At 64.9% G+C, this 24,826-nt stretch carries 22 protein-coding genes; 12 read left to right on the forward strand and 10 right to left on the reverse strand.

Features of this window, described 5'->3' with window-relative positions:
* Nucleotides 1-40: 40 nt before the first annotated feature.
* The 9 genes from VE092_RS08640 to VE092_RS08680 all read right to left on the reverse strand — a co-directional run bounded on the left by VE092_RS08640 (nucleotide 41) and on the right by VE092_RS08680 (nucleotide 9,685).
* Nucleotides 41-1,249 (reverse strand): AGE family epimerase/isomerase, encoded by a 1,209-nt coding sequence (locus VE092_RS08640; protein WP_324875772.1) that lies wholly within the window; start codon nucleotides 1,247-1,249, stop codon nucleotides 41-43.
* 11 nt (nucleotides 1,250-1,260) lie between these two features.
* Nucleotides 1,261-2,268 (reverse strand): ABC transporter ATP-binding protein, encoded by a 1,008-nt coding sequence (locus tag VE092_RS08645; protein ID WP_324875774.1) that lies wholly within the window; start codon nucleotides 2,266-2,268, stop codon nucleotides 1,261-1,263.
* A gap of 2 nt (nucleotides 2,269-2,270) precedes the next feature.
* Nucleotides 2,271-3,263: an ABC transporter ATP-binding protein gene (locus VE092_RS08650; protein WP_324875776.1), complete on the reverse strand. Its 993-nt coding sequence runs from the start codon at nucleotides 3,261-3,263 to the stop codon at nucleotides 2,271-2,273.
* 26 nt (nucleotides 3,264-3,289) lie between these two features.
* Nucleotides 3,290-4,210 carry a dihydrodipicolinate synthase family protein gene (locus tag VE092_RS08655; protein WP_324875779.1) on the reverse strand — a complete coding sequence of 307 codons (921 nt, stop codon included), beginning with the start codon at nucleotides 4,208-4,210 and terminating at the stop codon, nucleotides 3,290-3,292.
* Nucleotides 4,211-4,371: 161 nt separating this feature from the next.
* Nucleotides 4,372-5,229, reverse strand: a complete 858-nt coding sequence (locus VE092_RS08660) for an ABC transporter permease (RefSeq protein ID WP_324875781.1) — start codon at nucleotides 5,227-5,229, stop codon at nucleotides 4,372-4,374.
* Between the two features lie 25 nt (nucleotides 5,230-5,254).
* On the reverse strand, nucleotides 5,255-6,208 hold the full coding sequence (locus VE092_RS08665) for an ABC transporter permease (protein WP_324875783.1): 954 nt from the start codon (nucleotides 6,206-6,208) through the stop codon (nucleotides 5,255-5,257).
* Between the two features lie 58 nt (nucleotides 6,209-6,266).
* Nucleotides 6,267-7,811, reverse strand: coding sequence for an ABC transporter substrate-binding protein (locus VE092_RS08670; protein WP_324875785.1), 1,545 nt, complete (start codon nucleotides 7,809-7,811; stop codon nucleotides 6,267-6,269).
* Nucleotides 7,812-7,871: 60 nt separating this feature from the next.
* The gene (locus tag VE092_RS08675) at nucleotides 7,872-8,555 is read right to left on the reverse strand and encodes a FadR/GntR family transcriptional regulator (protein WP_324875787.1); all 684 of its coding nucleotides are present in this window, start codon (nucleotides 8,553-8,555) and stop codon (nucleotides 7,872-7,874) included.
* A gap of 32 nt (nucleotides 8,556-8,587) precedes the next feature.
* Nucleotides 8,588-9,685: a YjhT family mutarotase gene (locus VE092_RS08680; RefSeq protein WP_324875789.1), complete on the reverse strand. Its 1,098-nt coding sequence runs from the start codon at nucleotides 9,683-9,685 to the stop codon at nucleotides 8,588-8,590.
* 499 nt (nucleotides 9,686-10,184) lie between these two features.
* On the opposite strand from VE092_RS08680, the gene VE092_RS08685 reads away from it, so the two are divergent.
* Nucleotides 10,185-11,123 (forward strand): alpha/beta hydrolase, encoded by a 939-nt coding sequence (locus VE092_RS08685; protein WP_324875791.1) that lies wholly within the window; start codon nucleotides 10,185-10,187, stop codon nucleotides 11,121-11,123.
* Nucleotides 11,124-11,126: 3 nt separating this feature from the next.
* Here VE092_RS08685 and VE092_RS08690 read toward each other — a convergent pair whose 3' ends face one another.
* Entirely contained in the window at nucleotides 11,127-12,335 is a 1,209-nt protein-coding gene (locus tag VE092_RS08690) for an aminotransferase class V-fold PLP-dependent enzyme (RefSeq protein ID WP_324875793.1), read from the reverse strand.
* A 321-nt stretch (nucleotides 12,336-12,656) separates the two neighbouring features.
* Here VE092_RS08690 and VE092_RS08695 point away from each other — a divergent pair, with 321 nt between their 5' ends.
* From VE092_RS08695 to gcvH, 11 genes are all read left to right on the forward strand, one after another.
* Nucleotides 12,657-13,595, forward strand: coding sequence for a LysR family transcriptional regulator (locus VE092_RS08695; protein ID WP_324875797.1), 939 nt, complete (start codon nucleotides 12,657-12,659; stop codon nucleotides 13,593-13,595).
* A gap of 310 nt (nucleotides 13,596-13,905) precedes the next feature.
* Complete coding sequence (locus tag VE092_RS08700; RefSeq protein WP_324875798.1) at nucleotides 13,906-15,378, forward strand: NAD(P)/FAD-dependent oxidoreductase; 1,473 nt, start codon at nucleotides 13,906-13,908, stop codon at nucleotides 15,376-15,378.
* Nucleotides 15,375-16,349 (forward strand): ABC transporter permease, encoded by a 975-nt coding sequence (locus VE092_RS08705; RefSeq protein WP_006462491.1) that lies wholly within the window; start codon nucleotides 15,375-15,377, stop codon nucleotides 16,347-16,349. The genes VE092_RS08700 and VE092_RS08705 overlap by 4 nt, the downstream gene beginning before the upstream one ends.
* A 17-nt stretch (nucleotides 16,350-16,366) precedes the next feature.
* A complete protein-coding gene (locus VE092_RS08710) occupies nucleotides 16,367-17,311 on the forward strand; it encodes an ABC transporter permease (protein WP_411910015.1) in 945 nt (314 codons plus the stop codon).
* Entirely contained in the window at nucleotides 17,308-18,300 is a 993-nt protein-coding gene (locus tag VE092_RS08715) for an ABC transporter ATP-binding protein (RefSeq protein ID WP_324875803.1), read from the forward strand. Before VE092_RS08710 ends, VE092_RS08715 begins: the two co-directional genes overlap by 4 nt.
* Entirely contained in the window at nucleotides 18,293-19,300 is a 1,008-nt protein-coding gene (locus VE092_RS08720) for an oligopeptide/dipeptide ABC transporter ATP-binding protein (protein ID WP_324875805.1), read from the forward strand. The genes VE092_RS08715 and VE092_RS08720 overlap by 8 nt, the downstream gene beginning before the upstream one ends.
* An 87-nt stretch (nucleotides 19,301-19,387) precedes the next feature.
* Nucleotides 19,388-20,974, forward strand: a complete 1,587-nt coding sequence (locus tag VE092_RS08725) for an ABC transporter substrate-binding protein (RefSeq protein WP_324875807.1) — start codon at nucleotides 19,388-19,390, stop codon at nucleotides 20,972-20,974.
* 4 nt (nucleotides 20,975-20,978) lie between these two features.
* Nucleotides 20,979-22,310, forward strand: coding sequence for an acyl-CoA thioester hydrolase/BAAT C-terminal domain-containing protein (locus VE092_RS08730; protein WP_324875809.1), 1,332 nt, complete (start codon nucleotides 20,979-20,981; stop codon nucleotides 22,308-22,310).
* Nucleotides 22,307-22,828 (forward strand): CMD domain protein, encoded by a 522-nt coding sequence (locus tag VE092_RS08735; RefSeq protein ID WP_241811854.1) that lies wholly within the window; start codon nucleotides 22,307-22,309, stop codon nucleotides 22,826-22,828. The genes VE092_RS08730 and VE092_RS08735 overlap by 4 nt, the downstream gene beginning before the upstream one ends.
* 11 nt (nucleotides 22,829-22,839) lie before the next feature.
* A complete protein-coding gene (locus VE092_RS08740; RefSeq protein WP_324875812.1) occupies nucleotides 22,840-23,442 on the forward strand; it encodes a peroxidase-related enzyme in 603 nt (200 codons plus the stop codon).
* 28 nt (nucleotides 23,443-23,470) lie between these two features.
* Nucleotides 23,471-23,848, forward strand: coding sequence for a glycine cleavage system protein GcvH (gene gcvH, locus VE092_RS08745; protein ID WP_324875814.1), 378 nt, complete (start codon nucleotides 23,471-23,473; stop codon nucleotides 23,846-23,848).
* Nucleotides 23,849-24,826: the final 978 nt, after the last annotated feature.

The raw sequence follows: 24,826 nt of genomic DNA on the forward strand, positions 1-24,826 counted from the left end.
TGCCCCGGTAGCGCGGAGCGGACCGGAGCGGTGTTGCTCTTTACGCCTGCAGGGCCGCGAGGATTTCGTAGCAGGCGCCGGTGGTGTGGTAATCGACCTTGCCGGCCGGACTTTTCTGGTCGGTGGTATTGACGTTTTCGCGTGTGAGCAGGCGGAACCAGGCACCGTGCCGGTGATCGATCCAGTGCTGCCAGCAGTAGGCCCACAGCCGCTGGTACCAGTCCCAGTAGTCCTGGCGGCCGGTGCGACGCGCCAGCACGGCTGCCGTGGCCATGCTTTCGCACTGCACCCAGTGGTACTTGCGGTCGTCGCAGATGCTGAAATCCGGTCCGAAGCCGTAGTACAGGCCCTGGTGCTGGTGATCCCAGGCGCGCGCGAAGGCGCATTCGAACAGCGCCTGCGCGCGCGGCAGCAGCCACGGCATGGGGCGATGCCGTTCCAGGATCAGCAGCAGCTTGGCCCATTCCGTGAAATGCCCGGGCTGGTAGCCCCAGGGCCGGAAGATGTTGCTCATGTCGTTGCGGTTGTAGTCCCAGTCGACCGACCAGTCCGGGTGGTAGTGTTCCCAGATCATCAGACCATCGGTCAGGGCGGCCTGGCGCACCGTGATGTTTTCGGCCACCAGCGCTGCGCGCTCCAGGTAACGGGCATCGCCGGTGGCTTCGAAGGCGGCCAGGCAGGCTTCGGTGGCGTGCATGTTGGCGTTCTGCCCGCGATAGTCGCGCAGGGTCCAGTCGGCGCTGGCTTCGTCGGCATACAGGCCCTGTTGCGGCAGCCAGAAGCGGCGTTCCATCAGGTCGAAGGTTTCATCCAGCCAGGCCCGTGCCTGCGGCAGGCCGGCCATGAGCGCATGGGCATAGGCCAGCAGGACGAAGGCCAGGCCATAGCAGTGGTTGGTGTCGTCGGTGATCTCGGCCTGCCCATCACGCCAGCTCAGCTGCCAGGCATAGCCGCCGCTGGCCGGATTGCGATGCACCTCGCGCAGGAACGCCACCGCGCGCCGGGTATGCTCCAGATAGGCGGGCTGCTCGGGGAAGTGACGTGCGGCCATCGCCCAGACGAACACGTAGCGGGTACTGCTGACCAGATGCCGGGTATGCGCATCGAAGACGCTGCCGTCGTCACGCAGGAAATGATAGAAGCCGCCGCTGGGATCGATGGCGCGCGGGTGATAGAAATCCAGCGTGTGACGCACGTGATCCAGGATGGGCTGGCGCTGGCGCAAATCGGGCAGCGGGGGAATGAGCATGGGAGGTTCCTTCAGACAGATGGATCGAACAGGTGGCAGCTGATGGCATGCCCGGGTGCCGGCGTGATCGGCGTGGGCACGCGGTGCTGGCATTCCAGCCAGGCACGTGGACAGCGGGTGTGGAAGACGCAGCCTTCGGGCGGTTGCAGCGGGCTGGGGATTTCGCCGGCCAGCGGCTCGTCTTCGCTCAGACGCTGGGCCGGGTCGGCGATCGGTGAACTGCGCCACAGGGCCTGGGTATAGGGATGGCGTCCGCCCTCGGCCAGCAGCGCGCGCGGTGCGCTCTCCATGAGACGTCCGAGATAGAGCACCAGCACACGGTCGCAGATGGCCTCGATCATCGGCAGGTCATGCGAGACGAAGACGATGGACAGGTTCAGCTGCGTGCGCAGGTCCAGCAGCAGGTTGACGATCTGCGCCTTGACCGAGGCGTCCAGCGCCGCCACGGCTTCATCGGCGACCAGCACTTCCGGCTTGAGCGTGAGGGCGCGGGCGATCACCACCCGCTGCTTCTGGCCGCCGGAGAGTTCGTGCGGATAGCGGTGCAGGACGTGCGCCGGCAGGGCGACCAGGTCCAGCAGGCGCTGGATTTCCCTCTCGCGTCCGAGGCGGTCGATGCGACCGTTGAGCAACAGCGGTTCGTGCAGGCTCTGGGCGATGGTCATGCGCGCATTGAGACTGGCATTGGGGTCCTGGAACACCATCTGCAGCTCGCAGCGCAGCCGCTGCAGCGCGGCGCCGCGATAGCTGCCCAGCGGCTGTCCCTTGTAGCGGATCACGCCGCTGGTGGGGGTGAGCAGGCGCAGAGCCAGCTTGCCCAGGGTGGACTTGCCGCAGCCCGATTCGCCGACCACGCCGAGGATCTCGCCGCGCCGCAGATCGAAGGAAATATCCTGCAGGGCCTGCAGACGGCGCGATTTGCCCAGCCATCCGTTGCGGGTATCGAAGCGCATCCCGACTTGTTCGAAGCTGAGGATGGAAGCGTCGGATGCGGGGAGAGAAGAGGCAGAGTGGTTCATGATCAGAAACCCGGTTGATCGGCAAAATGACAGCGCACGACATGGGCCTGGCCCAGCGTCACGGCCGGCGGCGTATGCGTATGGCAGAGCGCGGCGGCGCGCTCGCAGCGATTGGCGAAGCGGCAGCCCGGCGGCTCGCCCAGCACCAGCTCGACCTGCCCGGCGATGCCGCGCAGCCGGCCGCCCTGCCGGGGATGGGGAATCGAAGCCAGCAGGCCTCGGGTATAGGGATGGCCTGCCCGTGAAAACAGGGTGGCGGTGCTGCCGGTCTCGACCAGCTGACCGCCATACATCACCGCCACCCGGTCGGCGATCTGGGCCACCACGCCCATGTCGTGGGTAATGAACAGCACGCCCATGCCGACCTCGCGCTGCAGTTGCCTGAGCAGGCGCAGGATCTGCGCCTGGATGGTGACGTCCAGTGCGGTGGTCGGTTCGTCGGCGATGAGCACCTGCGGACGGCAGGCCAGAGCCATGGCGATCATCACCCGTTGCCGCATGCCACCGGACAACTGGTGCGGATACTGCCGCGCACGCAGCGCCGGGTCCGACATGCCGACCTGGCGCATAAGATCGATCGCGCGCGCACCGGCCTGGGCCCGGCTGACGTTCTGGTGCACCCGCATGGCCTCGCCGATCTGGTCGCCGATGCGCACCAGCGGATTGAGCGAGGTCATCGGCTCCTGGAAAATCATGCCCAGGTGCTTGCCGCGCACCCCGGCCATCTCTTCGTCGGAGAGCGACAGCAGATCGATGGCGGTTCCCTCGCCGGTGCTCAGGTGCGCCTGGCCGCTGATGCGGGCGGCATCGCCCAGCAGGCGCATGAGCGAGAACGAGGTGACGGATTTGCCGCAGCCGGATTCGCCGACGATGGCCAGGGTCTCGCCGCGATGCAGTTGCAGGTGCAGGTCGCTGACGGCCTTGACCACGCCGGCGGGCGTATCGAAGGAGCAGCTCAGGCCCACGACGTCGAGGATCAGGTTGGATGCAGACATGTCGGTGTTCACTCAGTGGATGACGCTCACATCAGGCCGCTCTTGATCAGGATGGCCATGACCTTTTCCGCCGCCGCGTCCGACAGCGGACGGTTGGGGCGGCCCATATGGCGCTGCTCGATCAGGCCCATCATCTGCATCGCGGTCTTGAAGCCGCCCACGCCGGAAGCCCCTGCGCTGCTCTCGGGCAGGCCCTGGAACACGATCTGGAACAGTCTGATCAGGCGCTCCTGCTCCTGCCGCGCCGCCACCCAGTCACCGCGTCGTGCAGCGTCGTAGAGCCTGACGTAACCCGCCGGGTCGACGTTGCCCAGGCCCGGCACGCAGCCATGGGCGCCGCCCAGCAGGGCATAGTCGGCGACGATTTCGGAGCCGGTGAGAATGGAGAAATCCTGGTGCCCGGCGAAGTCCTGCATCACCATGCGCAGGTTGCCGTCGTCGCCGCTACTGTCCTTGAGACCGCAGATGAGCTGCTCGCGGTACATCTCGCCGATGGTGTCCCGGGCCAGCTTGATGTGCACGCAGACCGGAATGTCGTAGGCGATGATGGGCAGGTCCACGGCTTGCCTGACGTAGCGGAAGTGATCCACGATCTCACCCTGGCTGGTGCGGGTGTAATAGGGCGCGGTCAGCACCAGGCCATCCACGCCCAGCGATTCGGCCTGGCGCGCATGGGCGATGCAGTGGTCGGTGACCGAGTCGAGGATGCCGGCCACCACCGGCACCCGGCCGCCGACTTCGGACAGGGCGACCTCGATGACTTCTGCACGCTGCTGCGGCGTCAGGAATACGCATTCGCTGGTCGATCCCAGCAGGAACAGGCCGTGCACGCCACCGGCCAGCAGGTGACGGATGACCTTGCGCAGGCTGACGTGGTCAATCCGGTCATCCTGGGTGTAGGGCGTGACGACGGGAGGGATGATGCCGTTGAGGAAGAGAGAGGACATGCTGTTATCCAAAAAAATGCCTGGGTTGCGGAAGACGCGGCGGTTGGCCGCGCAAGGGGTGCTGCATTAAGTCAATATAAAAACTTGACTATCGGTTAAGTAATCATGCGTGGACGAGCGGCATGCCATCGGCGGCCGATGGCGGCACGGGACGTGCAGGCTTACTTGCGGTCCGACTTGGGATCGAAGGCCAGGCGCAATCCTTCGCCCATGAAGCTCACCGACAAGGCAGTGAGCACGATCAGGCAGCCCGAAGGCAGCCAGATCCAGGGGTATTGCTGCAGTACCGCGCTTTCGCGCGCGATGCTGATCAGGCTGCCCCAGCTGGCATCGGGCATTTGCACCCCCAGGCCGAGGAAGGACAGTCCGGCTTCGGCCATGATGGCCGTGACGAAGCCCAGCGAAGAAAACACCAGCACCACGTCGCCGGTATTGGGTAGCAGATGGCGTCGCATCAGATACCAGTGGCCGGCACCGAACAGGCGCGCCGCCGCGACGAATTCCATCTCGCGCAGGGTCAGGATGCGGGCGCGTACCAGGCGGCCCACCAGCGGCCAGGACAGCAGGCCGATGATGACGATGGTCTTGCCGGTGCCCGAACCGATCACCGCGGCCAGGGTCATGAGCACGATGATGGTGGGGAAGGTCATCACCACATCGACGCAACGCATGATCAGGTTGTCGATCCAGCCGCCGAAGTAGCCGGCCAGCCCACCCAGCAAGGCCCCCACCACGATGGCCAGCAGCACGCTGCACACGCCCACCAGCAGCGAGATGCGCCCGGCCACCAGGGTGCGCGCGAGCATGTCGTGGCCGGTCTGGTCGGTGCCCAGCCAGTGGGCGGTCGAGGGCGCCTGCAGCGCCGCGCCGAGATCGATGGCATTGGGATCCAGCTGCAGCAGCCAGGGGGCCATGACGCAGGCCAGGGTCACCACGGAAAACACCAGCAGCCCGGGCAAGGCCAGACGGTGGCTGGTAAATCTGCGCCATGTGGTGCGGGCGGGGGAGGATGAATTCATTTCTTTGTCACGCAGGTTAGAGGGCTCAACGCAAGGCGATCCGCGGATCGATCCAGGAGTACAGCAGGTCGGTCAGGGTGTTCACTGCCAGGATGGTGAGGGCCATGAACAGGGTGATGCCCATGATCAGGGGGTAGTCGCGGCTCTCGATACCGTCCAGGAACAGCGTCCCCATGCCGGGCCAGGAAAACACCGTCTCGATGAATACGGCACCTCCCAGCAAAGCGGCGAAGTTGGTGCCGATCACCGTGATGATGGGAATGAGCGCATTGGGAAAGGCATGCCGCAGCACCACCTGGTTGCGTGTGAGCCCTTTGGCGCGGGCGGTACGGATGAAGTCCTGGCTCATCGCTTCCATCACGCCGGCGCGGCTGTAGCGCATCAGGATGGCAATGAACTGGATCGACAGCGCCGTGGCCGGCAACACCAGGTGGCGGGCGATGTCCTGCCAGTCGTCGTGACCCGGGGTGCTGTAGCCGCCGGCCGGGAACCAGCCCAGCTTGAGCGCGAAGACGTACAGCGCCAGGATGCCGACCAGGAAGGCCGGGCAGCTCACCGCCAGATAGGCGGCCAGCGACAGCCCGTGGTCGATGCCGCGCCCGGCCTGGCGTGCAGCCAGCAGACCGGCCAGGATGCCCAGCAGGGCACCCAGGGTGAGCCCGGCCAGCGCCAGGGTAAGGGTGGGCACGATACGGCGGGCGATGGCCGCGCTGACGCGGTCGCCATCCTTGTAGCGATAGCCCAGGTCACCCTGGGCCAGTTGCGCCAGCCAACGGCCGAAGCGTACCGGCAGCGGGCGATCCAGTCCCAGTTCGTGGCGCAAGCTCTCCTTTTGCTGGGCCGACAGGGTGGCCGTGGGCGGCACGAAAGCATCCACCGGATCGCCCGGCGCGATGCTGATGAGGAAAAAAACGGCGATAAGAATCGCAAGCAGGGTCGGCACATTGGCCGCCACCCGGCTGAGCAGGTACTTGAGCATGGAATTCGTGACGCGATTTGCATCGCGTCATCCTGGAGAAAGAAAGACCTTGTCGTGCTTAGCGCAGGGACCAGTTCTCGGGATGGTCCTGGTAGCGTCCGCCACCGGGAGCCGGGGTCCACAGCGCATCCTGGACATTCTTGCCGAAGCCACCGAAGCGGTTGGCGACCCACAGCGGGACCAAGGGTAACTGTTCGTTGGTGGCGCGGCACAGTTGCTGATAGATCTGGGTACGCTTGCCCTCGTTGATTTCGGCCTTGCCGGCCTCCAGCAGCTTGTCGATCTCGGGGTTGCTGATGCGCATGCGGTTCAGGCCCTTGGGCGGCACATAGGCCGAACCGAGCACGTTGTTGTAGACGCTGGGATCGGGGCCATTGCCCTGGCCCGCGAACACCATGGCGAACTTGCCGGAGTCGGTCAGCTGCCCGTAGGTGGCGCCATCGACGAAGCGCGGGCTGATCTTCACGCCCACCTGGGCCAGCATCGATTGCACCGCCGCCAGGACATCCTTGGATACCTGATCGCCGTAGTAGGTCAGCATTTCGATCGGCTCGCCCCGGCTGAGGCTGCTCCAGCGCGCATCGCTGAGCAACTGGCGCGCCCTGGCCAGATCGGTGGCATAGGGTTCCAACTGGCCCGGCAAGAACTTGGGCAAGGTCAGCGCACAGCTGGCCAGCGTGGCATTGCCGGCATACAGGTTCTTGACGATGGCGGACCGGTCCAGGGCCAGCATGATGGCCTGGCGCACCCGTACATCCTTGAAGCGCGGATCGTCATTGTTGAAGCCGATGTAGTTCAGCACGTGCGAAGAGCCGGCCACCACGTTGTAGGCCTTGGTCTTTTCGTTTTCCCTGACCTGGTCCAGTGTCAGCGGCGTGTGCTGGATCTCGCCCGCCTGCAGCGCGATGGCCGCCGAACTGCCATCCTTGAAGTAACGGTTGATCAGTTTGGCCAGTTTGGGTTTGCCACGATAAAAATCGGGATTGGCGGCCAGCTCGACATACTGGTCGGGGACATACTTGACCCATTTGAAGGGGCCGCTGCCGACGGGCGACTTCCACCAGTCGCCATTGCGCAGATCCTTGGGCGCGACCTGGCCCAGCAGATGCTGCGGCAGGATCATCACGGCCGTCAGCGCATCCGGCAGCGACACATCGGGCGAGCTGAGCGTGAGGACCAGATTCTGGTCGTCGCTGACCTTGATGCTGCTGATGGCCTCCAGTCGGGCCGCGAACACGCTGGCCATGTCGGGATGTCTGACCAGTTCCAGCGTGAACTTGACATCGCGCGCGGTCAGCGGCGTACCGTCATGCCATTTCACGCCCTTGCGCAACTTGATGGCCAGGCTCTTGGCGTCGGTGCTGTAATTCCAGCTTTCGGCCAGGTCGCCGGAAATCTTTTGCAGGCCCACATCGTAGAGCGTGAGCGTGCTGAAGTATTTGTTGTAGAAGCTGAAGCCGGCCGAGGCTGTCAGCGGATTGAACTTCTGCGGATTGCCGCCAGGGCCGACGTCGAAGGCACCGGTAAAGGTTTGTGCGGTCGCGCTGCTCATGGCAACGACGAGGCCGGCCAGGGCCAGGACAGACTTTTTGCTTTTTTTCATGTCTCCATGCTTTCTTCTTGGTGGTCGATGAGCGCAGGACTACCGCAGGACGGCAGCCTGCTAAAGGGGGTAACGCTTGAACAGGTAATGGAAATGCTTTCGATGGGCCGAGATCAGTCCGAAGGTGTCACGCTGTTCCAGCATCTCGGCGATGAAGATGTGCTCGCGGGCACGGCCTTCCAGCACATCCTGCGAGGCCGGCTGCGGGGTCGCCACCCGGTTCATGCGGTTGAAGGTGCGCCAGAACAGGTCGATCATCGAGTCCAGGAAGGCGTTGTCGAGGCACTTGTACATCTCGACGTGGAAGGCGTGATCCTCCTCGGCGAAGGCCAGGCCCTGGCGGGCGCGTTCCAGCATGGTGTCGGCCAGCTGCTTGACGCGCTCGACATGGGCCGGCGCGATGCGGTTGACCACATCGGGGATGGCACCCAGTTCCAGGTAGGCGCGGGTGTACAGCAGGTTCTTGACCTGTGCCTCGGTCATGGCCATGGCATAGGGCAGGTTGTCAACGATGGAGTCGAAGGAGAAGGCCTTCACGAATACGCCCTCGCCCTGGCGCGATTCGACGATGCCCAACGAATCCAGTGCCTTGAGCGCTTCGCGCAGCGACAGTCGGCTGATGCCGATCTCCTGCGAGAAGCGGTCCTCCGGCGGCAGGGCGTCACCGGGTTTGAGACCCTTTTCCTCGATGTAGCGCTTGATGTCGATCTGCGCCTGGCGATAGGTCGGTACGCGTGGAGTCATGATGGATTTCCTGGATCGGGTTGAAATGGTCGTCACCGCGTCGACAGACGCTGGCGCAGCCATAGTGTATCCAGGCAAGGCCGCCCTTCGTCGCTGTCGCCGCCGATCAGGACCAGACCATCGCCCACTTCCACACTGATGCCATTGGCGCGCGGCTGGGGCAGGCTGTCCAGATGGCACCACTGTCGCTCCACCAGGACATAGATGTTGGCCAGCCAGCGCTTGCGCAATCCTTCGTGGGCGAAGTATTCGCCCTGCGCATAGCGCTGCCAGGATCCGGGAAAATGCGTGCCCCCGGCCACCACCGGCCACTGCCCGATGCGTCCGGCAAAGCATCCCGCGAAACCGTCGTTGACCGGCACCGCATGCGGAGCATGCCATTGCACACCGCCGCCATTACCGATCCCGCCCACCCCCAGCCGGCCCTGCTTGATGGTGCTGGCGCGCAGGCCGGGCTTGACCTCGCCCCCGAGCAGGTAGAAGTCGAGGCCATCGCGCAGCAGCGTGGCCTTGCAATGCCCATGGTGCGGTTGCGTACCCACACTGCACCAGGTCATGGTGAGCAGGTTGAGCGACCAGACGTCGGTATTCCAGCCGAACTGTGCGATGGGGCGCCGCATGTAACGCGCGGTGATCTCTGCGCGCTGCGCCTGCGGCGCACTTTCCAGCGCATGGTGGAAGTGGTCGAACTGCTCGCGCTGATAGCCCCCGAAGAACAGCAGCGTCGAGGCATCGAGGGCCAGCGCCGAGGCGCCGGTCAGGCCGACCGGCAAGACCGTGCGCAACTGTTCCCAGCGGTCGCTGGCGGGCAGGTAGCGATAGCCGGTGTCGAACTGTGCGGTGCATGCCGCAGGCGAGGACTTCCCGCATCCGCCGAACACATAGATGGCCTCGCCGGCAGCCACCACCACCGCGCAACTGGGCGCCGGCCCGGGGAAGTCGGCACAGCGCTGCCAGGCATGGCCGGGCGATGACAGGTCCAGGCAATACCAGCGCTGACCGGCACTGCCCAGACCCGCATAGATGGTCTGGGCCATGCGGGCGCCGCCCCCGTCCACGCATTGGCCCGGCAGGTCGGGTAGCTGCGTGACGATGAGGGGCTGGTCTTGTGGGCGCGCGGGCTTGGTCATGGAAGAACTCTGAGGACTTGGTCGTTTATTCCTGTGCGGATGGTAAAAGTGAGCAGATATGGGGTCAATGAGAATTGTCCTAAAACTGCGTCCGGGTACTGTTGATAATCCGGAAATCAACGGAAATTTTTGGCTGATTTCGCGATATTGGTGCGATTTGAGAGGATTTTTTTGTGTTCTGGAAAATTTAGGCGGTCGCCTCTCCTGCCCCGGACGCATGGCGCGCAATGGATTAGAAGATCGAAGGATTTCGACCACTAAAGTTGATTGACATCAGAGGTGTTGTGCATAGACTTGCAGCAGGGCCACGCCCCTCGCGGTTGGCTACGCAGCGCAGATGCCTGCGCCGGCCAAGACCGCGACCCGCGACAACACGCTGGGCAAGGTGTATTGGGATGCGGTCTTCGGGCAATCTCAAGGATCCGCCCGCCTGATGCCGTCGGTCTGAAAGATTCGCCCTGCCCATCGGCCTGAGGGCCTTGTCAAGAAAGTCCATATCATGTCACTCGATCCTTCGGCGCAGGCCCATCTGCAACGCCTCGACCGTCTCGCTCTCGCCCAGCTTGACCAGCTCAGCCCCGTGCAGGCGCGCGCCCAGTCGCGCTGGCTGCGCGCGCAGCTGCAGGCATCGCCGGCACCGGCCGATACCGCGCCCGGTCGCCTGCAGGTGCAAGACCTGCGCATCCCTGGTCCAGCCGGCATGCTGGCGGTGCGCCTGTATCGTCCGGCCGAAGCGTTGGCGGCAGCGGGGCCGTGGCCGGGCTGCCTGTTTTTCCATGGAGGAGGCTGGGTGCTGGGTGATCTGGATACCCAGGATCAGGAATGCCGCATGCTCGCCGTCGAGGCGGGCTGCGTGGTGGTGTCGGTGGATTACCGTCTGGCGCCGGAATATCCTTTCCCCGCTGCGCCCGAGGATGCCTATGCAGCCACCGCCTGGGTCGCCGCGCAGGCCACCGCGATCGGCATCGACCCGGCGCGCCTGGCCGTGGCCGGCATGAGTGCCGGCGCCAACCTGGCCGCCGCCGTCACGCTGATGGCACGGCAGCGTCAGGGGCCGGCCCTGCTGGCGCAGGTGCTGATGGTGCCGGTGACGCATCATCATTTCGATACCCCGTCCTATCGCCAATGCGCGGAGGGTTACGACCTTGGTCTGCGTTCCATGCGCTGGTTCTGGCAGCACTACCTGGCGCGGCCGGAAGATGGGCTGCATCCCTGGGCCTCGCCCTTGCTGGCGCCCGACCTGACGGGACTGCCACCGGCGCTGGTGCTGGTCAGCCAGTACGACCCCCTGCGTGACGAAGGCGTGGCCTATGCCAGGCGGCTGCGGGAACAGGGCGTGGAAGTCCACACCGTGTTCCATCTGGGCATGATGCATGGCTTCCAGGGACCGGAAGCCATCTGGTGCGTGATCCGCTACCTGCGCACGCGGCTGGCCTGAAACTCAGGCCGGCTGTGCGGCTTGCGGCTGGACCTGTTCGCAGGCCAGCACCTGGCGCACGGTGGCGACGACGTAATCGATCTCGGCTTCGGTGGTGCCGCGTCCCAGCGAGAAGCGCACGGCGTTGCGCGCCACTTCCGGCGAACGGCCGATGGCCAGCAGCACGAAGGAGGGTGCCGCAGCCGCCGAGTTACAGGCCGAGCCGGCCGATACCGCGATGCCCAGCAACTGGCTGGCCAGTGTGCCATAACGGGTGGGCGGGAAGCTCACGTTCAGGTTGTGGGGTACGCGCTGCTCGGCGCTGCCATTGAGCTGTACGCCAGGCAGGTCAGCCAGCCCCGCCCACAGGCGATCGCGCAGGCTGCGGATGCGGCGGCCTTCTTCCTGCAGCAACTGGCCGGCCAGAGCGAAGGCTTCGCCCATGCCCACGATCTGGTGCGTGGCCAGGGTGCCGGAACGCATGCCATTTTCATGACCGCCGCCATCGATCTGGGCTTCCAGCTGCAGGTCAGGATGGGTGCGCACGTAGAGCGCGCCTATGCCCTTGGGGCCATACACCTTGTGCGCGGAGAAGGACATCAGGTCCACCGGCAGCTGCGCCAGGTCGATGGCGATCTTGCCGGCGGCCTGCACCGCATCGACGTGGAATATCACGCCGCGTTCGGCGCAGAGGCGACCCAGTTCGGCGATCGGCTGGATCACGCCGATCTCGTTGTTGACGTACATGACCGAGGCCAGCAGCGTATCGTCGCGCAGGGCGGCACGGAACTGTTCCGGGGTGATCAGGCCATCAGGGCCAGGCTGCAGATAGCTGACCTCGAAGCCGGCCTTCTCCAGGGTGTGCATGGTATCGAGCACGGCCTTGTGCTCGGTGGCCACCGTGATCAGGTGCTTGCCGCGTCCACGCGCACGCAGGGCATGGGCGCAGCCCTTCAGGGCCAGGTTGTTGGATTCGGTGGCGCCGGAGGTCCAGATGATTTCCTCGGGGCGCGCCCCGACCAGGCCAGCCACCTGCGCCCGCGCCTGTTCCACCGCGCGCCGGGCCTCCCAGCCGAAGGGGTGGGAGCTGCTGGCGGCATTGCCGAACTTGTCGGTGAGGAAGTCGCACATCACCCGCGCGACCTGCGGATCGACCGGCGTGGTCGCGCCATAGTCCAGATAGATGGGAAAGCGCAGATCGGCCGGCGGCCGACAGGGGGCAGGGGCGTTCATGGGGCGTATTCGGAAGTCGAAGTTGGAAAATCCAGGTTGATCCAGCCAGGCGCCGCCCGCAGGGACGGCGCCGCCATCAGTGAAGCTAACCCGCTTTGCCATGCCGGAAAACGACTTTGAAGGTATTTGTATATACGCTTTACGGTTTTCCAGACGGCAATCCGGGCGGGGCAGGCGCAAGGCAGCCAGCGGCGGCGATTCCCGGTCGGCCACTGCAGGGATGCATTTGCTTATACAAAATTATTATACTGAAATAGAATACAGACAAACCTATAATTCGAAAATCATATGCAAGCACTTTGATCAAGGAAAGCGATTTCGATGGACCTGAACCAGCTGGAGGCATTTGCGGCGGTAATGACCCTGGGCAGTGTGACCGGTGCCGGTCGCAGCCTGGGCCGTTCGCAGCCGGCCGTCAGCAAGGCCGTCGGTGATCTGGAGGCCGAACTGGGTTACGCCCTGTTCGACCGCAACGGCCCGCGCGTCACGCCTACCGCCAAGGCCTTCCTGCTCTATGAAGAAGTGGAGCGCTCGCTGGTGGGTCTGCGCAGCATCCGCGAGCGCGCCCTGGAAATCGCTCGCGAGGAAGTCCATCCGCTGCACCTGGTGGCAACGCCTGCGCTGGCCTCGACCATCGCCCCGGCCGCCCTGCAGTTGCTGGCCAGCGACAAGGGGCGCGCCTTTCCCGAACACGTCCACCTGCGCAGCGCGTCGGCCGAGCAGGTGGTGCACGCGGTCCTGCACCGTACCGTGAGCCTGGGGCTGACGTCCTTGCCGGTGGCTCATCGCGGGCTGGACCTGCACTGGATCGGCGAGGCGCCCTGCGTAGCGGTGGTGCGCGCCGACCATCCACTGGCCGGGCGCGACAAGCTGACCCGCGCCGCCCTGCGCGGGCAGCGCGTCATCACCATGTCCAATCGCTACCGGCTGCGCCAGCGCGTGGAGAGCGCCCTGGGCGAAGACAGCCAGCTGGACGTGGCCATCGATACCAATACTTCCTTCAACGCCATCATGGCCGCCCGCGCCGGGCTGGGGGTGGCGCTGGTGGAGCCGGCCACGGCCTATGGCATGCCCATCGAGGGGATGGTGGTCAAGCGGCTGGCGGTGGACATCCCTTTTTACTTTGGCGTGGTCACGCCCTATGGCAAGCCGGTCGAAGGCATGACCCAGGGCCTGATCGATGCGGTGGAGCAAGCCGCCCGTCATACCCTGCAGGGCTTCGTCAAGCGCGATGCCAGCCTGCACGATGAATTGCTGTAAATGATTTTGTAGTGTGTAGCAGCGCAGTAAGTAACAAGTAACAAAGAGGCTGGGGCAGATATTGTGTGCTGCCACTCACCGTTCGACCTGAGTAGCGGCATGGCCGCGTATCGAAGGCGCCACGCAGGTACGCCTTCGATACGGCCCTGAAAGGGCCTACTCAGGTCGAACGGTAGGTGGCTGAAGTCGACACAGCCTCCAAACAGCGGCGTCAACCGGGAAGGGCGCCGCGTCACAAGAACCCGACACGAGACGATCGACGGCAAACTACCGTGCCGGCGACGTCTTTTCATGCTTTTGACGAGGCGATATGGACAACACCCAAGCGACAACATCGAGCGCCCCCAGCCCGGTCGGACTGGCCGCCCTGGAGGCGCGTCTGCGCCAGGACCTGGAATGGCTGGCCCTCCCCGGCAAGTCGTGGACTCCAACCCTGCAGCGCGATGGTCAGCCCGTGATCGACGTGGCCATCATCGGCGGTGGCCAGGCCGGCATGGCCGCCTCGGTGGCGCTGTCGCACCTGGGTATCGCCAATGTCATCTACGATCAATCTCCAAAGGACTTCGAAGGCCCCTGGGCCACCACGGCGCGCATGGAAACCCTGCGCTCGCCCAAGACCCTGACCGGCCCGGCGCTGGGCTTTCCGGCGCTGACCTTCCGCGCCTGGTTCGAGGCCCAGTTCGGCCTGGCGGCGTGGGACGCACTGGACAAGATTCCGCGCCTGCAGTGGATGGATTACCTGCGCTGGTTCCGCCGCGTGATGCAACTGGATATCCGCAACGAGCACCGCGTGCTGGCCGTGCAGCCGCGTGCCGATGGCATCGTCGCATTGAAGCTGCAGTCACCTGCGGGCGAGTCCACCGTGCTGGCGCGTCGCGTGGTGGTAGCCACCGGCCGCGATGGTCTGGGCGGCGCCTACCTGCCGCCGCTGGTGCAGCAATTGCCGCGCGACCGCTGGGCGCATTCGTCCGACCTGTTGGACTACGCCAGCCTGAAGGGCAAGCGCGTGGGTGTCATCGGTGGCGGTGCCTCGGCCATGGACAGCGCGGCCACCGCCCTGGAAGAGGGCGCGGCGCGGGTCGATCTGCTGATCCGTCGCAAGGACCTGCCGCGCATCAACAAGGGCAAGGGCTCGGGCAGTCCCGGCCTGGTCAACGGCCACCTGCACCTGCCGGACGCCTGGAAGTGGCGCATCCGCCATTACGTCAATGCCCAGCAGGTGCCGCCGCCCTCGGGCAGCACCCGTCGCGTTTCACGCTTTGCCAATGCCCGTTTCCTGCTGGGGACGGCCATCGAGGCGGTCGAGGTCAAGCCGGATGGCACGCTGCTGCTGCAGACCAATCGCGGGCCGCTGGAGCTGGATTTCCTGTTCTTCTCCACCGGTTTCAAGATCGACTGGAGCCTGCGCACCGAATTCAGGGACATCGCCCCGCACATCCTCAACTGGAGCGACCGCTATACCCCGCCGGCCGGTGAAGAGGACCAGGAACTGGCCGATTCGCCCTACCTGGGCCCGGTCTTCGAGTTCCAGCAAAAGACCCCGGGCAGCCTGCCGGGGCTGGAGCGCATCCACTGCTTCTGCTACCCGGCCGCCGCCAGCCATGGCACGGTATCGGGCGATATCCCGGCCATCAGCGACGGTGCCTATCGCCTGGCGCAGGGCATCGCCGCGCTGATGTACAGCGAAGATGTCGAGTACCACTACCGCAATATCCAGTCCTACGAAGAGCCGGAACTGGAAGGCGACGAGTGGACCGAATCCCCCTGGGAGCTGCCCGCATGACGGTCGCCATTGCAAAGAGCGTGCTGCAGGCGCTGATGGTGGTGCTGTTGATGACGGTGATCGTCTTCTTCGGCCTGCACATGATCGGCAATCCGGTCGATATCCTGATCGGCCAGGACGTCGACCAGGTGGACCGCCTGCGCATCATCCAGGAGCTGGGGCTGGACCAGCCGGTCTGGCGCCAGTACCTGGCCTTCCTCAATGGCGCCCTGCACGGCAACCTGGGCAACAGCTTCGTCTACAACACGCCGGCCATCCTGCTGATCTTCCAGCGCTTGCCGGCCACGCTGGAACTGGCTTTCGCGGCGCTGTTCCTGGCGCTGCTGGTGGGAGTGCCGCTGGGCCTGTTCGCAGGCATGAAGCCCGACCATCCACTCTCGCGCCTGGTGATGACCACCAGTATTCTCGGTTTTTCGCTGCCCACCTTCTGGATCGGCCTGATGCTCATCATGGCCTTTTCGGTCACGCTGGGCTGGCTGCCTTCGGGCGGGCGCGGCCAGACCGCCGAACTCTTCGGGGTACAGTGGTCGTGGCTGACGGCGGACGGCTGGCGCCACATGATCCTGCCGGCCATCAACCTGTCGCTGTTCAAGATTTCGCTGGTGATCCGCCTGACCCGCGCCAACGTGCGCGAGGTGCTGCCGATGGACTTCGTCAAGTTCGCCCGGGCCAAGGGGCTGTCACCGGCGCGGGTGGTGCTGATGTATGTGCTGCGCAATACCCTGATTCCGCTGGTGACCGTGGTCGGCCTGGAGTTCGGCTCCACCATCGCCTTCGCAGTGGTGACCGAGAGCATCTTCGCCTGGCCCGGTGCCGGCAAGCTGATCCTGGACAGCATCAATGCCCTGGACCGGCCCGTGATCGTGGCCTACCTGATGGTGATCGTCTGCATGTTCGTCACCATCAACCTGGTGGTCGACGTGCTCTACAAGATACTGGACCCGCGCGTGCGGGTGGAGGCCAAGGCATGAGCGTGCCGCCGACCGAAATGACCCCGATGACCCAGGAGCAGGTGCGCGCCCGCGTGGCCGAGCTGTCGGCCTTCCAGGCCCCGCGCCGCGAGTCGCCCTGGCGCCGCGTGCTGCGCCACTTCGTGGCCTCGCGTTCGGCCGTGCTGGGCTTGGTGATCGTGCTGCTGTTGATCGTGGGCGCCATTGCCGCGCCCTGGATCACGCCGCAGAACCCCTATGACCTGATGCAGCTGGACGTGCTCGATGCACGCTTGCATCCCGGCACCATCAACGGCCTGGGGACCTATACCTACTGGCTGGGAACCGACGGCCAGGGTCGCGACCTGGTCTCGGCCATCCTCTACGGCCTGCGCATCAGCGTGGGCATCGGTGTGGGCTCGGCACTGATCGCCGGCGTGATCGGCACGCTCGTCGGCCTGCTGGCCGCCTACGCCGGCGGCAAGGTGGACACGGTGCTGATGCGTTTTGCCGATCTGGTGCTGTCCTTCCCGTCGATTCTGGTGGCGATGCTGATCCTGGCCTATGTGGGCAAGGGCATCTTCAACGTGATGGCCACGCTGGTGGTGCTGGAGTGGGCCTACTATGCCCGCACCGCCCGGGGCCAGGCGCTGGTGGAACGGCGCAAGGAATACGTGGAGGCGGCGCGCGGACTGAACCTGTCGTCCTGGCGCATCATGGTGCGTCACATCCTGCCCAATTGCCTGCCGCCGCTGATCGTCATCGGCACCCTGCAGGTGGCCCGTGCCATCACGCTGGAAGCCACGCTGTCCTTCCTTGGCCTGGGCGTACCCATTACCGAGCCCTCGCTGGGCCTGCTCATCTCCAACGGTTACCAATACATGCTCTCGGGCGAATACTGGATCAGCTTCTATCCCGGCATCACGCTGTTGGTCGTGATCGTCGCCATCAACCTGGTGGGCGACCGCCTGCGCGACATCCTCAATCCAAGGTGGCAGAAATGAGCGCCCTCACGCTGGAAGTGCGCCATCTGCGCACCCATTTCTTCACGCCCGATGGGGTGCTGCCGGCGGTCGATGATGTCTCGCTGGCGGTCGGTCGTGGCCGCATCCTGGGGCTGGTCGGCGAATCCGGCTCGGGCAAGAGCGTCACCGGTTTTTCCATCCTCGGCATGGTCGATGCCCCGGGGCGCATCGTCGGTGGCGAAATCCTGTTCCAGGGACGCGACCTGGTCACCATGGACAAGACCTCCCTGCGCGAGCTGCAGGGCAACCGCATCGCCATGATCTTCCAGGATCCGATGATGACCCTGAACCCGGTGCTCAAGGTCGAGGCGCAGATGGTCGATGCCGTGCTCGCGCACAGCAAGGTGAGCCGCCAGCAGGCCCGTGAACTGGCCCGCGACACCCTGGGCATGATGGGCATCGCCAGTCCCGAGGAACGGCTGCAGGCCTATCCGCACCAGCTCTCGGGGGGCATGCGTCAGCGCGTGGCCATTGCCATCGCCATGCTGCACAAGCCGGACCTGATCATCGCCGATGAGCCGACCACCGCGCTGGATGTGACCATCCAGGCGCAGATCCTGTCGGAAGTGCAGAAACTGGCGCGCCAGCATGGCACGGCGCTGATCTGGATCACCCACGACCTGTCGGTGGTGGCGGGCCTGGCCGATGAAGTGGCGGTGATGTATGCCGGGCGCATCGTCGAGCAGGGTAGTGTGGATGCGGTGCTCGATGCGCCGCTGCACCCCTATACCCAGGGCCTGATCGGCAGCCTGCCCAGCAACAACCGGCGCGGTGCGCGCTTGCGCCAGATTCCCGGCATGACGCCCAATCTGCTGCACCTGCCGCCCACGTGTGCCTTCGCGGCGCGCTGCGAGCGCGTCAGCCAGCACTGCCTGGAAGCCCCCGGAATCAGCGAACCGCTGCCGGGCCACCGCGTACGTTGCTATCACCCCACCACCAGCCCACAGGGCAATGCGCAACATGGATAAGGCCGTCATTCCCCTGATCGAAACCCGCGTCGTCAGCCGTCGCTTCGGCGAGCGTCGCCAGGGCTGGCTGGAGCGCCAGTTGCAGGCACGCGGCTGGAGCCGTCCACCGGCCGTCACGCACGCCCTCGACCAGGTCGATCTGCAGGTCTTGCCCGGTGAAGTGGTGGGGCTGGTCGGCGAATCCGGTTGCGGCAAGTCCACCCTGGGCCGCGTGGCCTGCGGCCTGCTCGATCCTTCGGACGGACAGGTGTTGATCAACGGCCGCGAGCGTTCCACGCTCACCAGCAAGGAAGAAGCCGAGGCCCGCCTGCAGGTGCAGATGATCTTCCAGAACCCCTATGCCAGCCTGAACCCGCGCCTGCGCATCGACCAGATCGTGGGCGAGGCCGCGCAGGTCAATGGCAAGGTCGAGGGCGACCTGGATGAGTACGTCTGCCGCCAGCTGCTGCGTGCCGGCCTCGATCCGGCCCTGCGCGACCGCTACCCGCACCAGTTCTCCGGCGGCCAGCGCCAGCGCATCGGCATCGCCCGCGCCCTGGCGGTGCAGCCGCAGATGCTGGTCTGTGACGAGGCCGTGGCGGCGCTGGATGTGTCGATCCAGGCACAGATCCTGAACCTGTTCATGGACCTGCGTGAAGAACTGGGCCTGACCTATCTCTTCATCAGTCACGACCTGGGCGTGGTGGAGCATGTCTCCGACCGTGTGGTCATCATGTACCTGGGCCGCGTGGTGGAGAGTGCGCCGGTGGCCGAGCTGTTCGGCCAGCCCAACCATCCCTACACGCAAGCCCTGCTGGCCGAGGTGCCGCGCATGGCGGCGCGCAAGAAGGAGTTCACCGCCATCAAGGGCGAGATTCCCAGCCCGCTCAATCCACCCACGGGCTGCCATTTCAACCCGCGCTGCCCGCATGCGATGGCGCGCTGCCGTGAAGAACAACCGCTGCTGCGCGAGATCGCGCCGGGGCATATGAGTGCCTGCCATCTCAACGATGGCCGCTGAAACAGATACAAGAAATCTAGTACCGAGCAGTCAAGAACTTGGAAATCCCGTAGTGCCTCCACCATGACCACACAGAGGAACCCGACCATGAAGAAGACCCTCCTGACCCGCCTGCTGGCCGTTGCCCTGACCGGCGTGGCCCTGGCCGCCGCTGCCGATGCAGCGCGTGCGCAGAACCTCAACATCGCCTTCGCCGACCCGCTGTCGTCGCTGGACCCGCAGTTGAACAACCACGCCGGCGACCGCTCGGTGGACCTGCATTTCTGGGATCTGCTGGTCCAGAACGACTACAACAAGCTGGTGCCCGGCCTGGCCGTGAGCTGGAAGAACATCGACCCCAAGACCTGGGAATTCAAGCTGCGCCCCAACGTCAAGTGGCAGGACGGCAAGCCCTTCACCGCTGACGACGTGATCTTCTCCTACCAGCGCGCACGCGCGGTGCCGGGCAGCGTGGCGACCTTCGCCGGCTACCTGCGCACGGTGGAATCGGTCACCGCCAAGGACCCGCTGACCCTGGTCATCAAGACCAACATCCCCAACCCCGACCTGCCGCTGAACCTGGCCTCGGTGCACATCGTCAGCAAGCACGTGGGCGAGAAGTCCACCACCGAGAACTACAACAGCGGCGCCGCCGTGATCGGTACCGGCCCCTACAAGTTCGTCTCCTACACCCCGGGCGACCGCGTGGTCATGCAGCGCAATGACGACTACTGGAACGGCAAGGCCCTGTGGGAAAAGGTCAACTACCGCTACATCAACAACGGCGCGGCCCGCACTGCGGCGCTGCTCTCCGGCGACGTGGACGTGATCGACAAGGTCTCGGTGTCCGACCTGGCCAAGCTGAAGCAGTCGCCCAACGTCAAGGTCTATCCCTACAACGGCCTGCGCGTGCTGCTGATCCAGCCGAGCTTCCACGAAGGCCCCAGCCCCTTCATCACCGACAACAACGGCAAGCAGCTGGACAAGAACCCGCTGCTGGACGTGCGTGTGCGCCGTGCCATGTCGCTGGCCATCAATCGCAAGGCCGTGATCGACCGCATCCTGCAGGGTGCGGCCACCGAGGCCAACCAGTGGATGCCGGCCGACACCTTCGGCTACAACCCGGAGATCAAGAACATCCCCTTCGACGCCGCCGAGGCCAAGAAGCTGCTGGCCGAGGCCGGTTTCCCGGACGGTTTCAAGCTGACCATCCACGTCCCCAACGACCGTTATCCGCAAGCGCCGGAAACCATGCAGGCGGTGGCCCAGTTCTGGACCCGCATCGGCATCAAGACCCAGGTCGAGGTGCTGCCATGGGCGTCGTATTCCTCGCGTGCCAACAAGAACGAGTTCGCGGTCTCGGTCCTGGCCTGGGGTAACGGCACCGGCGAAGCCAGCTATGCCCTGGTCAACGTGCTGGGTTCGGTCGATCCCAAGAAGGGCATCGGTGCCTCCAACTGGAACCACTACAGCAGCCCGGCCGTGGACAAGGCCCTGGCCGATTCCACCGCGGAATTCGATCCTGCCAAGCGTGAAGCCATCCTGCGTGGCGCCGCCAAGACGGTGTCGGATGAAGTGGGCGTGATCCCGCTGTACCACTACCAGAACATCTGGGCTGCCAAGAAGGGCCTGAAGGTCACCCCCATCAGCAGCGACCGCACCACCGCCATGATGGTGACCCAGGACAAGAAGTAAACCCATGCCCAACTTCTCCATCGAGGTCAGCCCGGCCGACGACCTGATCGACGTGCCACGCCGCATCATCGTGCGTGGCGCGCATCCGGGCGAGCCGGTGCGGATTTCAGCGGCGACCTTGCGCAACGGCGCCCAGTGGCAGAGCAGCGCCTGCTATATCGCCGATGCGTATGGCAATGTGGATGTGAGCATGAACCCGGCCATCGATGGCGACTACTACGGCATCGATCCGATGGGCCTGCTGTGGTCGCAGCAACCGGTGCAGGCCGGGCGCCGCGACAACTTCCATGCCGATGTGATGGCGCCGCTGGTGACGACGCTGACCGTGTCGTCGCTGGACCAGCCTGGCCTGGCCCGCTGCACCCCGGCCAGCACGGAACTGGTTCAGCGCCTGGCAGCCGAGGGCGTGATCCGGCGCGAGGTACGCGAAGCGGGGCTGGTCGGCAGCTTGTTCCTGCCGGCCACGCCCGGGCCGCACCCGGCGGTGATGATCGTCAACGGTTCCGGTGGCGGCATCAACGAACCGCGCGCGGCGCTGTATGCCTCGCGCGGCTATGCTGCCTTCGCGTTGGCTTACTTCAAGGCGCCAGGGCTGTCCGACTACATCTCCAACACGCCGCTGGAATATTTCGAACGTGGCCTGGACTGGCTGCGTGCCGAGGTACAACCGCTGCACGACTTCGTGGCCATCAGCGGCCAGTCGCGAGGTGGCGAACTGGTGCTGTTGCTGGGCGCGACCTTCCCGCAGAAAGTGTCGGCCGTGCTGGCCTATGTGCCCAGCGCGCTGGTGCACAGCGGCCAGAATGCGGCCGACCCGGCCGTGGGCCGCGAAGGCCCGACCTGGCTGCTGCGTGGCGAGCCGCTGCCACACCAGTGGCAGGACAACCGCAGCGCCAGCTGGGCGCCCTTCGACGAAGGCCCGGCACCGCATCGCCATGAACTGGCGATGCTGACCGCCTTGCAGGACGAGGAGGCGGTGGCCCGCGCCCGCATCCCGGTGGAGAAGATCGCCGGCCCGGTGCTGCTGCTATCGGCCACCGACGATGGCTCCTGGCCCTCCAGTCTCTACTGCGCCATGGTGCGCGACAAGCTGGCCGAGGTGGCGCATCCCTGGCCGGTGGTCTGGCGCAATTACGCCAATGCCGGCCATTCCATCCTGTTCCCGTTCGTACCGACCACGCAGACCACCTATGCCCACCCGGTATCGGGCCGCATCAGCACCGGTGGTGGCGAGCCGTCCGCGAATGCCCGCGCCGATCTCGACTCCTGGCAGCAGGCGCAGCACTTCCTGCGCGACGCGCTGACCAGGCATTCATCCAACAAGGAGACTTCATGAGTACCCCCGCCTACGACATCAGCAAGGATGTCATCGACCAACTGTCCGGCCTCGACGCCGGCAGCCCGCTGCACAGCCTGCGCCACCAGCGCGAGAAGGTGGCGGTGGCTTCGCAGGGCAGCTACGACACGCTGTTCGATCCCGCGCTGGCAGGCATCGGCCTGGACGAGCGCCTGCTGGTGGCGCTGTACGCCTGCCGCCTGGCCGGTGCCACCGACCTGGCTGCGCACTATCGCAGCCGCGCCCAGGCAGTACCGGCCGAGGCCGCGCAACTGGCCGTGGCCGACAGTGGCGAGCCTGAGCAGTTGCCCCCGGGGCGCCTGCGCGCCATGCTGGAATTCACCCGTGCGCTGACGCAGCGCCCGGTCGACGGCGACAAGGCCGCCATCGAGAAGCTGCCGGCGGCCGGCATCAGCACCCCTGCGGTGGTGGCGCTGTCGCAGCTGATCGCCTTCGTGTCCTATCAATTGCGCGTGGTCGCGGGCCTGAAGGCCATGCGGGCTGCGGCGGCTCAGTAAGGAGAATCGACATGAGCGACATCATCAAGGCCAACGGCTTTACCAATGAGACCCTGGAGTGGGATGCGTGGCTGGATGTGATCCAGCTGGACCAGGCCAGCGACGACCAGATCAAGGTGCTGGAGGAGAGCCATCCCAAGGCCAAGACGTCGGACTATTACCTGTTCCTGGCGCACCAGCCGGACATCCTGCGCCAGCGTTCGGCAGCCTTCAACGCGATCATGTACGCGCCGGGCGGTTTGTCGCGCGCGGAGCGTGAGCTGGGCTCGCTGGTGGTTTCGCGCATCAATGGCTGCGTGTATTGCGCGTCGGTGCATGCGCAGCGGTTCGAGCAGTTGGCCAAGCGTAATGACACGGTGAAGCAGGTGTTCGATTCGCCTTATGGCGCGGGCGTGGATGCGCGTGAGCAGGCGGTGGCGAAGTTTTCGGCCGAGCTGACGGAGGCGCCGGGTGAGATCGGTGCGGCGCAGATCAAGGCGCTGTATGACGTGGGTCTGTCCGAGCTGGAAGTGCTGGATCTGATCCATTCGGTGGCGATCTTTGCCTGGGCCAATCGGCTGATGCTCAATCTGGGGGAGCCGGTGTTTGCGGATGGTTCCAGGGCTGAGGCTTGAGGTTCATCTTTATTTTTAGGAGGCTGTGATGCTGATTCCCGATCATCTTGTCTATGCCCAGACCCATGAGTGGGTGCGGGTGGAGGAGGACGGTTCGCTGACCGTCGGTATTACCGATTTTGGGCAGGAGCAGTTGGGGCCGCTGGTCTATGTGGAGATGCCGGCTGTTGGGCGCTCTTTGGTGCGGGGGGAGGAGTCGGGGATTGTTGAGTCCAACAAGACGGCTTCGGATTTGCATGCGCCGGTTGATGGGGTTGTGCTGGCGGTCAATGAGGCGCTTGTCGAGACGCCTGATGCGGTCAATGATGCGCCCTATGAACAGTGGATCTTCAAGCTGCAGCCGGCTGTGGCGTTTTCTTCTGAGGGGTTTTTGGATGCTCAGGGGTATTTGAAGCTGGTTTCCTGATTTGGTTTTTGTTTGTTGGTTGCTGGGGCTTGGGTAGTCTGCACGGAATTTCTTCCTGCGCCCTGGCTTCATTTCTATCTTTCTCCGGTCGGAGGGGAGCGCCGGGGGCGGCCCGGCAGCCGCTCACTTTCTTTGGCCCGCCAAAGAAAGTAAGCAAAGAAAACGGCCCCCAAGAGCCAGCCCTCCTGCGGAGGGTTCCCGCCGGAGCGAAGCAGCAAGTGGGAAAAATAGAGTCGCTTCGCTCCCACTATTTTTCTGATCCACTTGCCGCTTCACTCCGGCGGCTGGCTCCCAAGGGGGAAAGCGTGACCGGCTCGCCTTCGGCCTCGCGGGAGGGCTCGCCTTCGGCTTCGTGGGGGGCTTGGCACATCCTGGTGGGGCGTGCGGGAGCTTTTTCTTTCTTTATTTTTACGTCTGTCCGACTGAGTAGGGCCGTATCGGGGATACTCCGCTAGCATTAAGTTTTGGTTAATGCATCTACCAAGATCATTAAATCCGTGGTATTCCGAAGCCGGAGGCGAGCCCTCCGCGAGGCCGAAGGCGAGCCGGATCGGCTGTCCGCTTCTGCCCCGCCGCGTTGGTCCCCATGAGAACGGATCAGGAAAATAGTGGGAGCGAAGCGACTCTATTTTTCCCGTTCTCATGGGGACCAACGTGGGGACCCTCCGAAGGAGGGCGGGGCAGTAGCGGTCGCCTTCTTTTGCTTACTTTTCTTGGCGAAGCAAGAAAAGTGAGCGGCTGCCGGGCCGCCCCCGGCGCTCCGTTCCGCCCGGAGAAAGATAGAAATTAAGCCGGGCGGAGGAAGAAATTCCGTGCAGACTACCCGCCGTTTAATCAAAAAATCGAAGCCCAAAAAGCTCAGCCATAAAAACCAGCCATCCCCCGATACTCCCCCAACCACTTGGCAAATAGCAAAGCCTCCGCCCCCGCCTGCGGAGAAATCCCCAGGTAATAAGGCGCCAAGGCCATCCGCAAATC

The organism is Herbaspirillum sp. (assembly GCF_035644555.1).
Classification (GTDB): domain Bacteria; phylum Pseudomonadota; class Gammaproteobacteria; order Burkholderiales; family Burkholderiaceae_D; genus Herbaspirillum.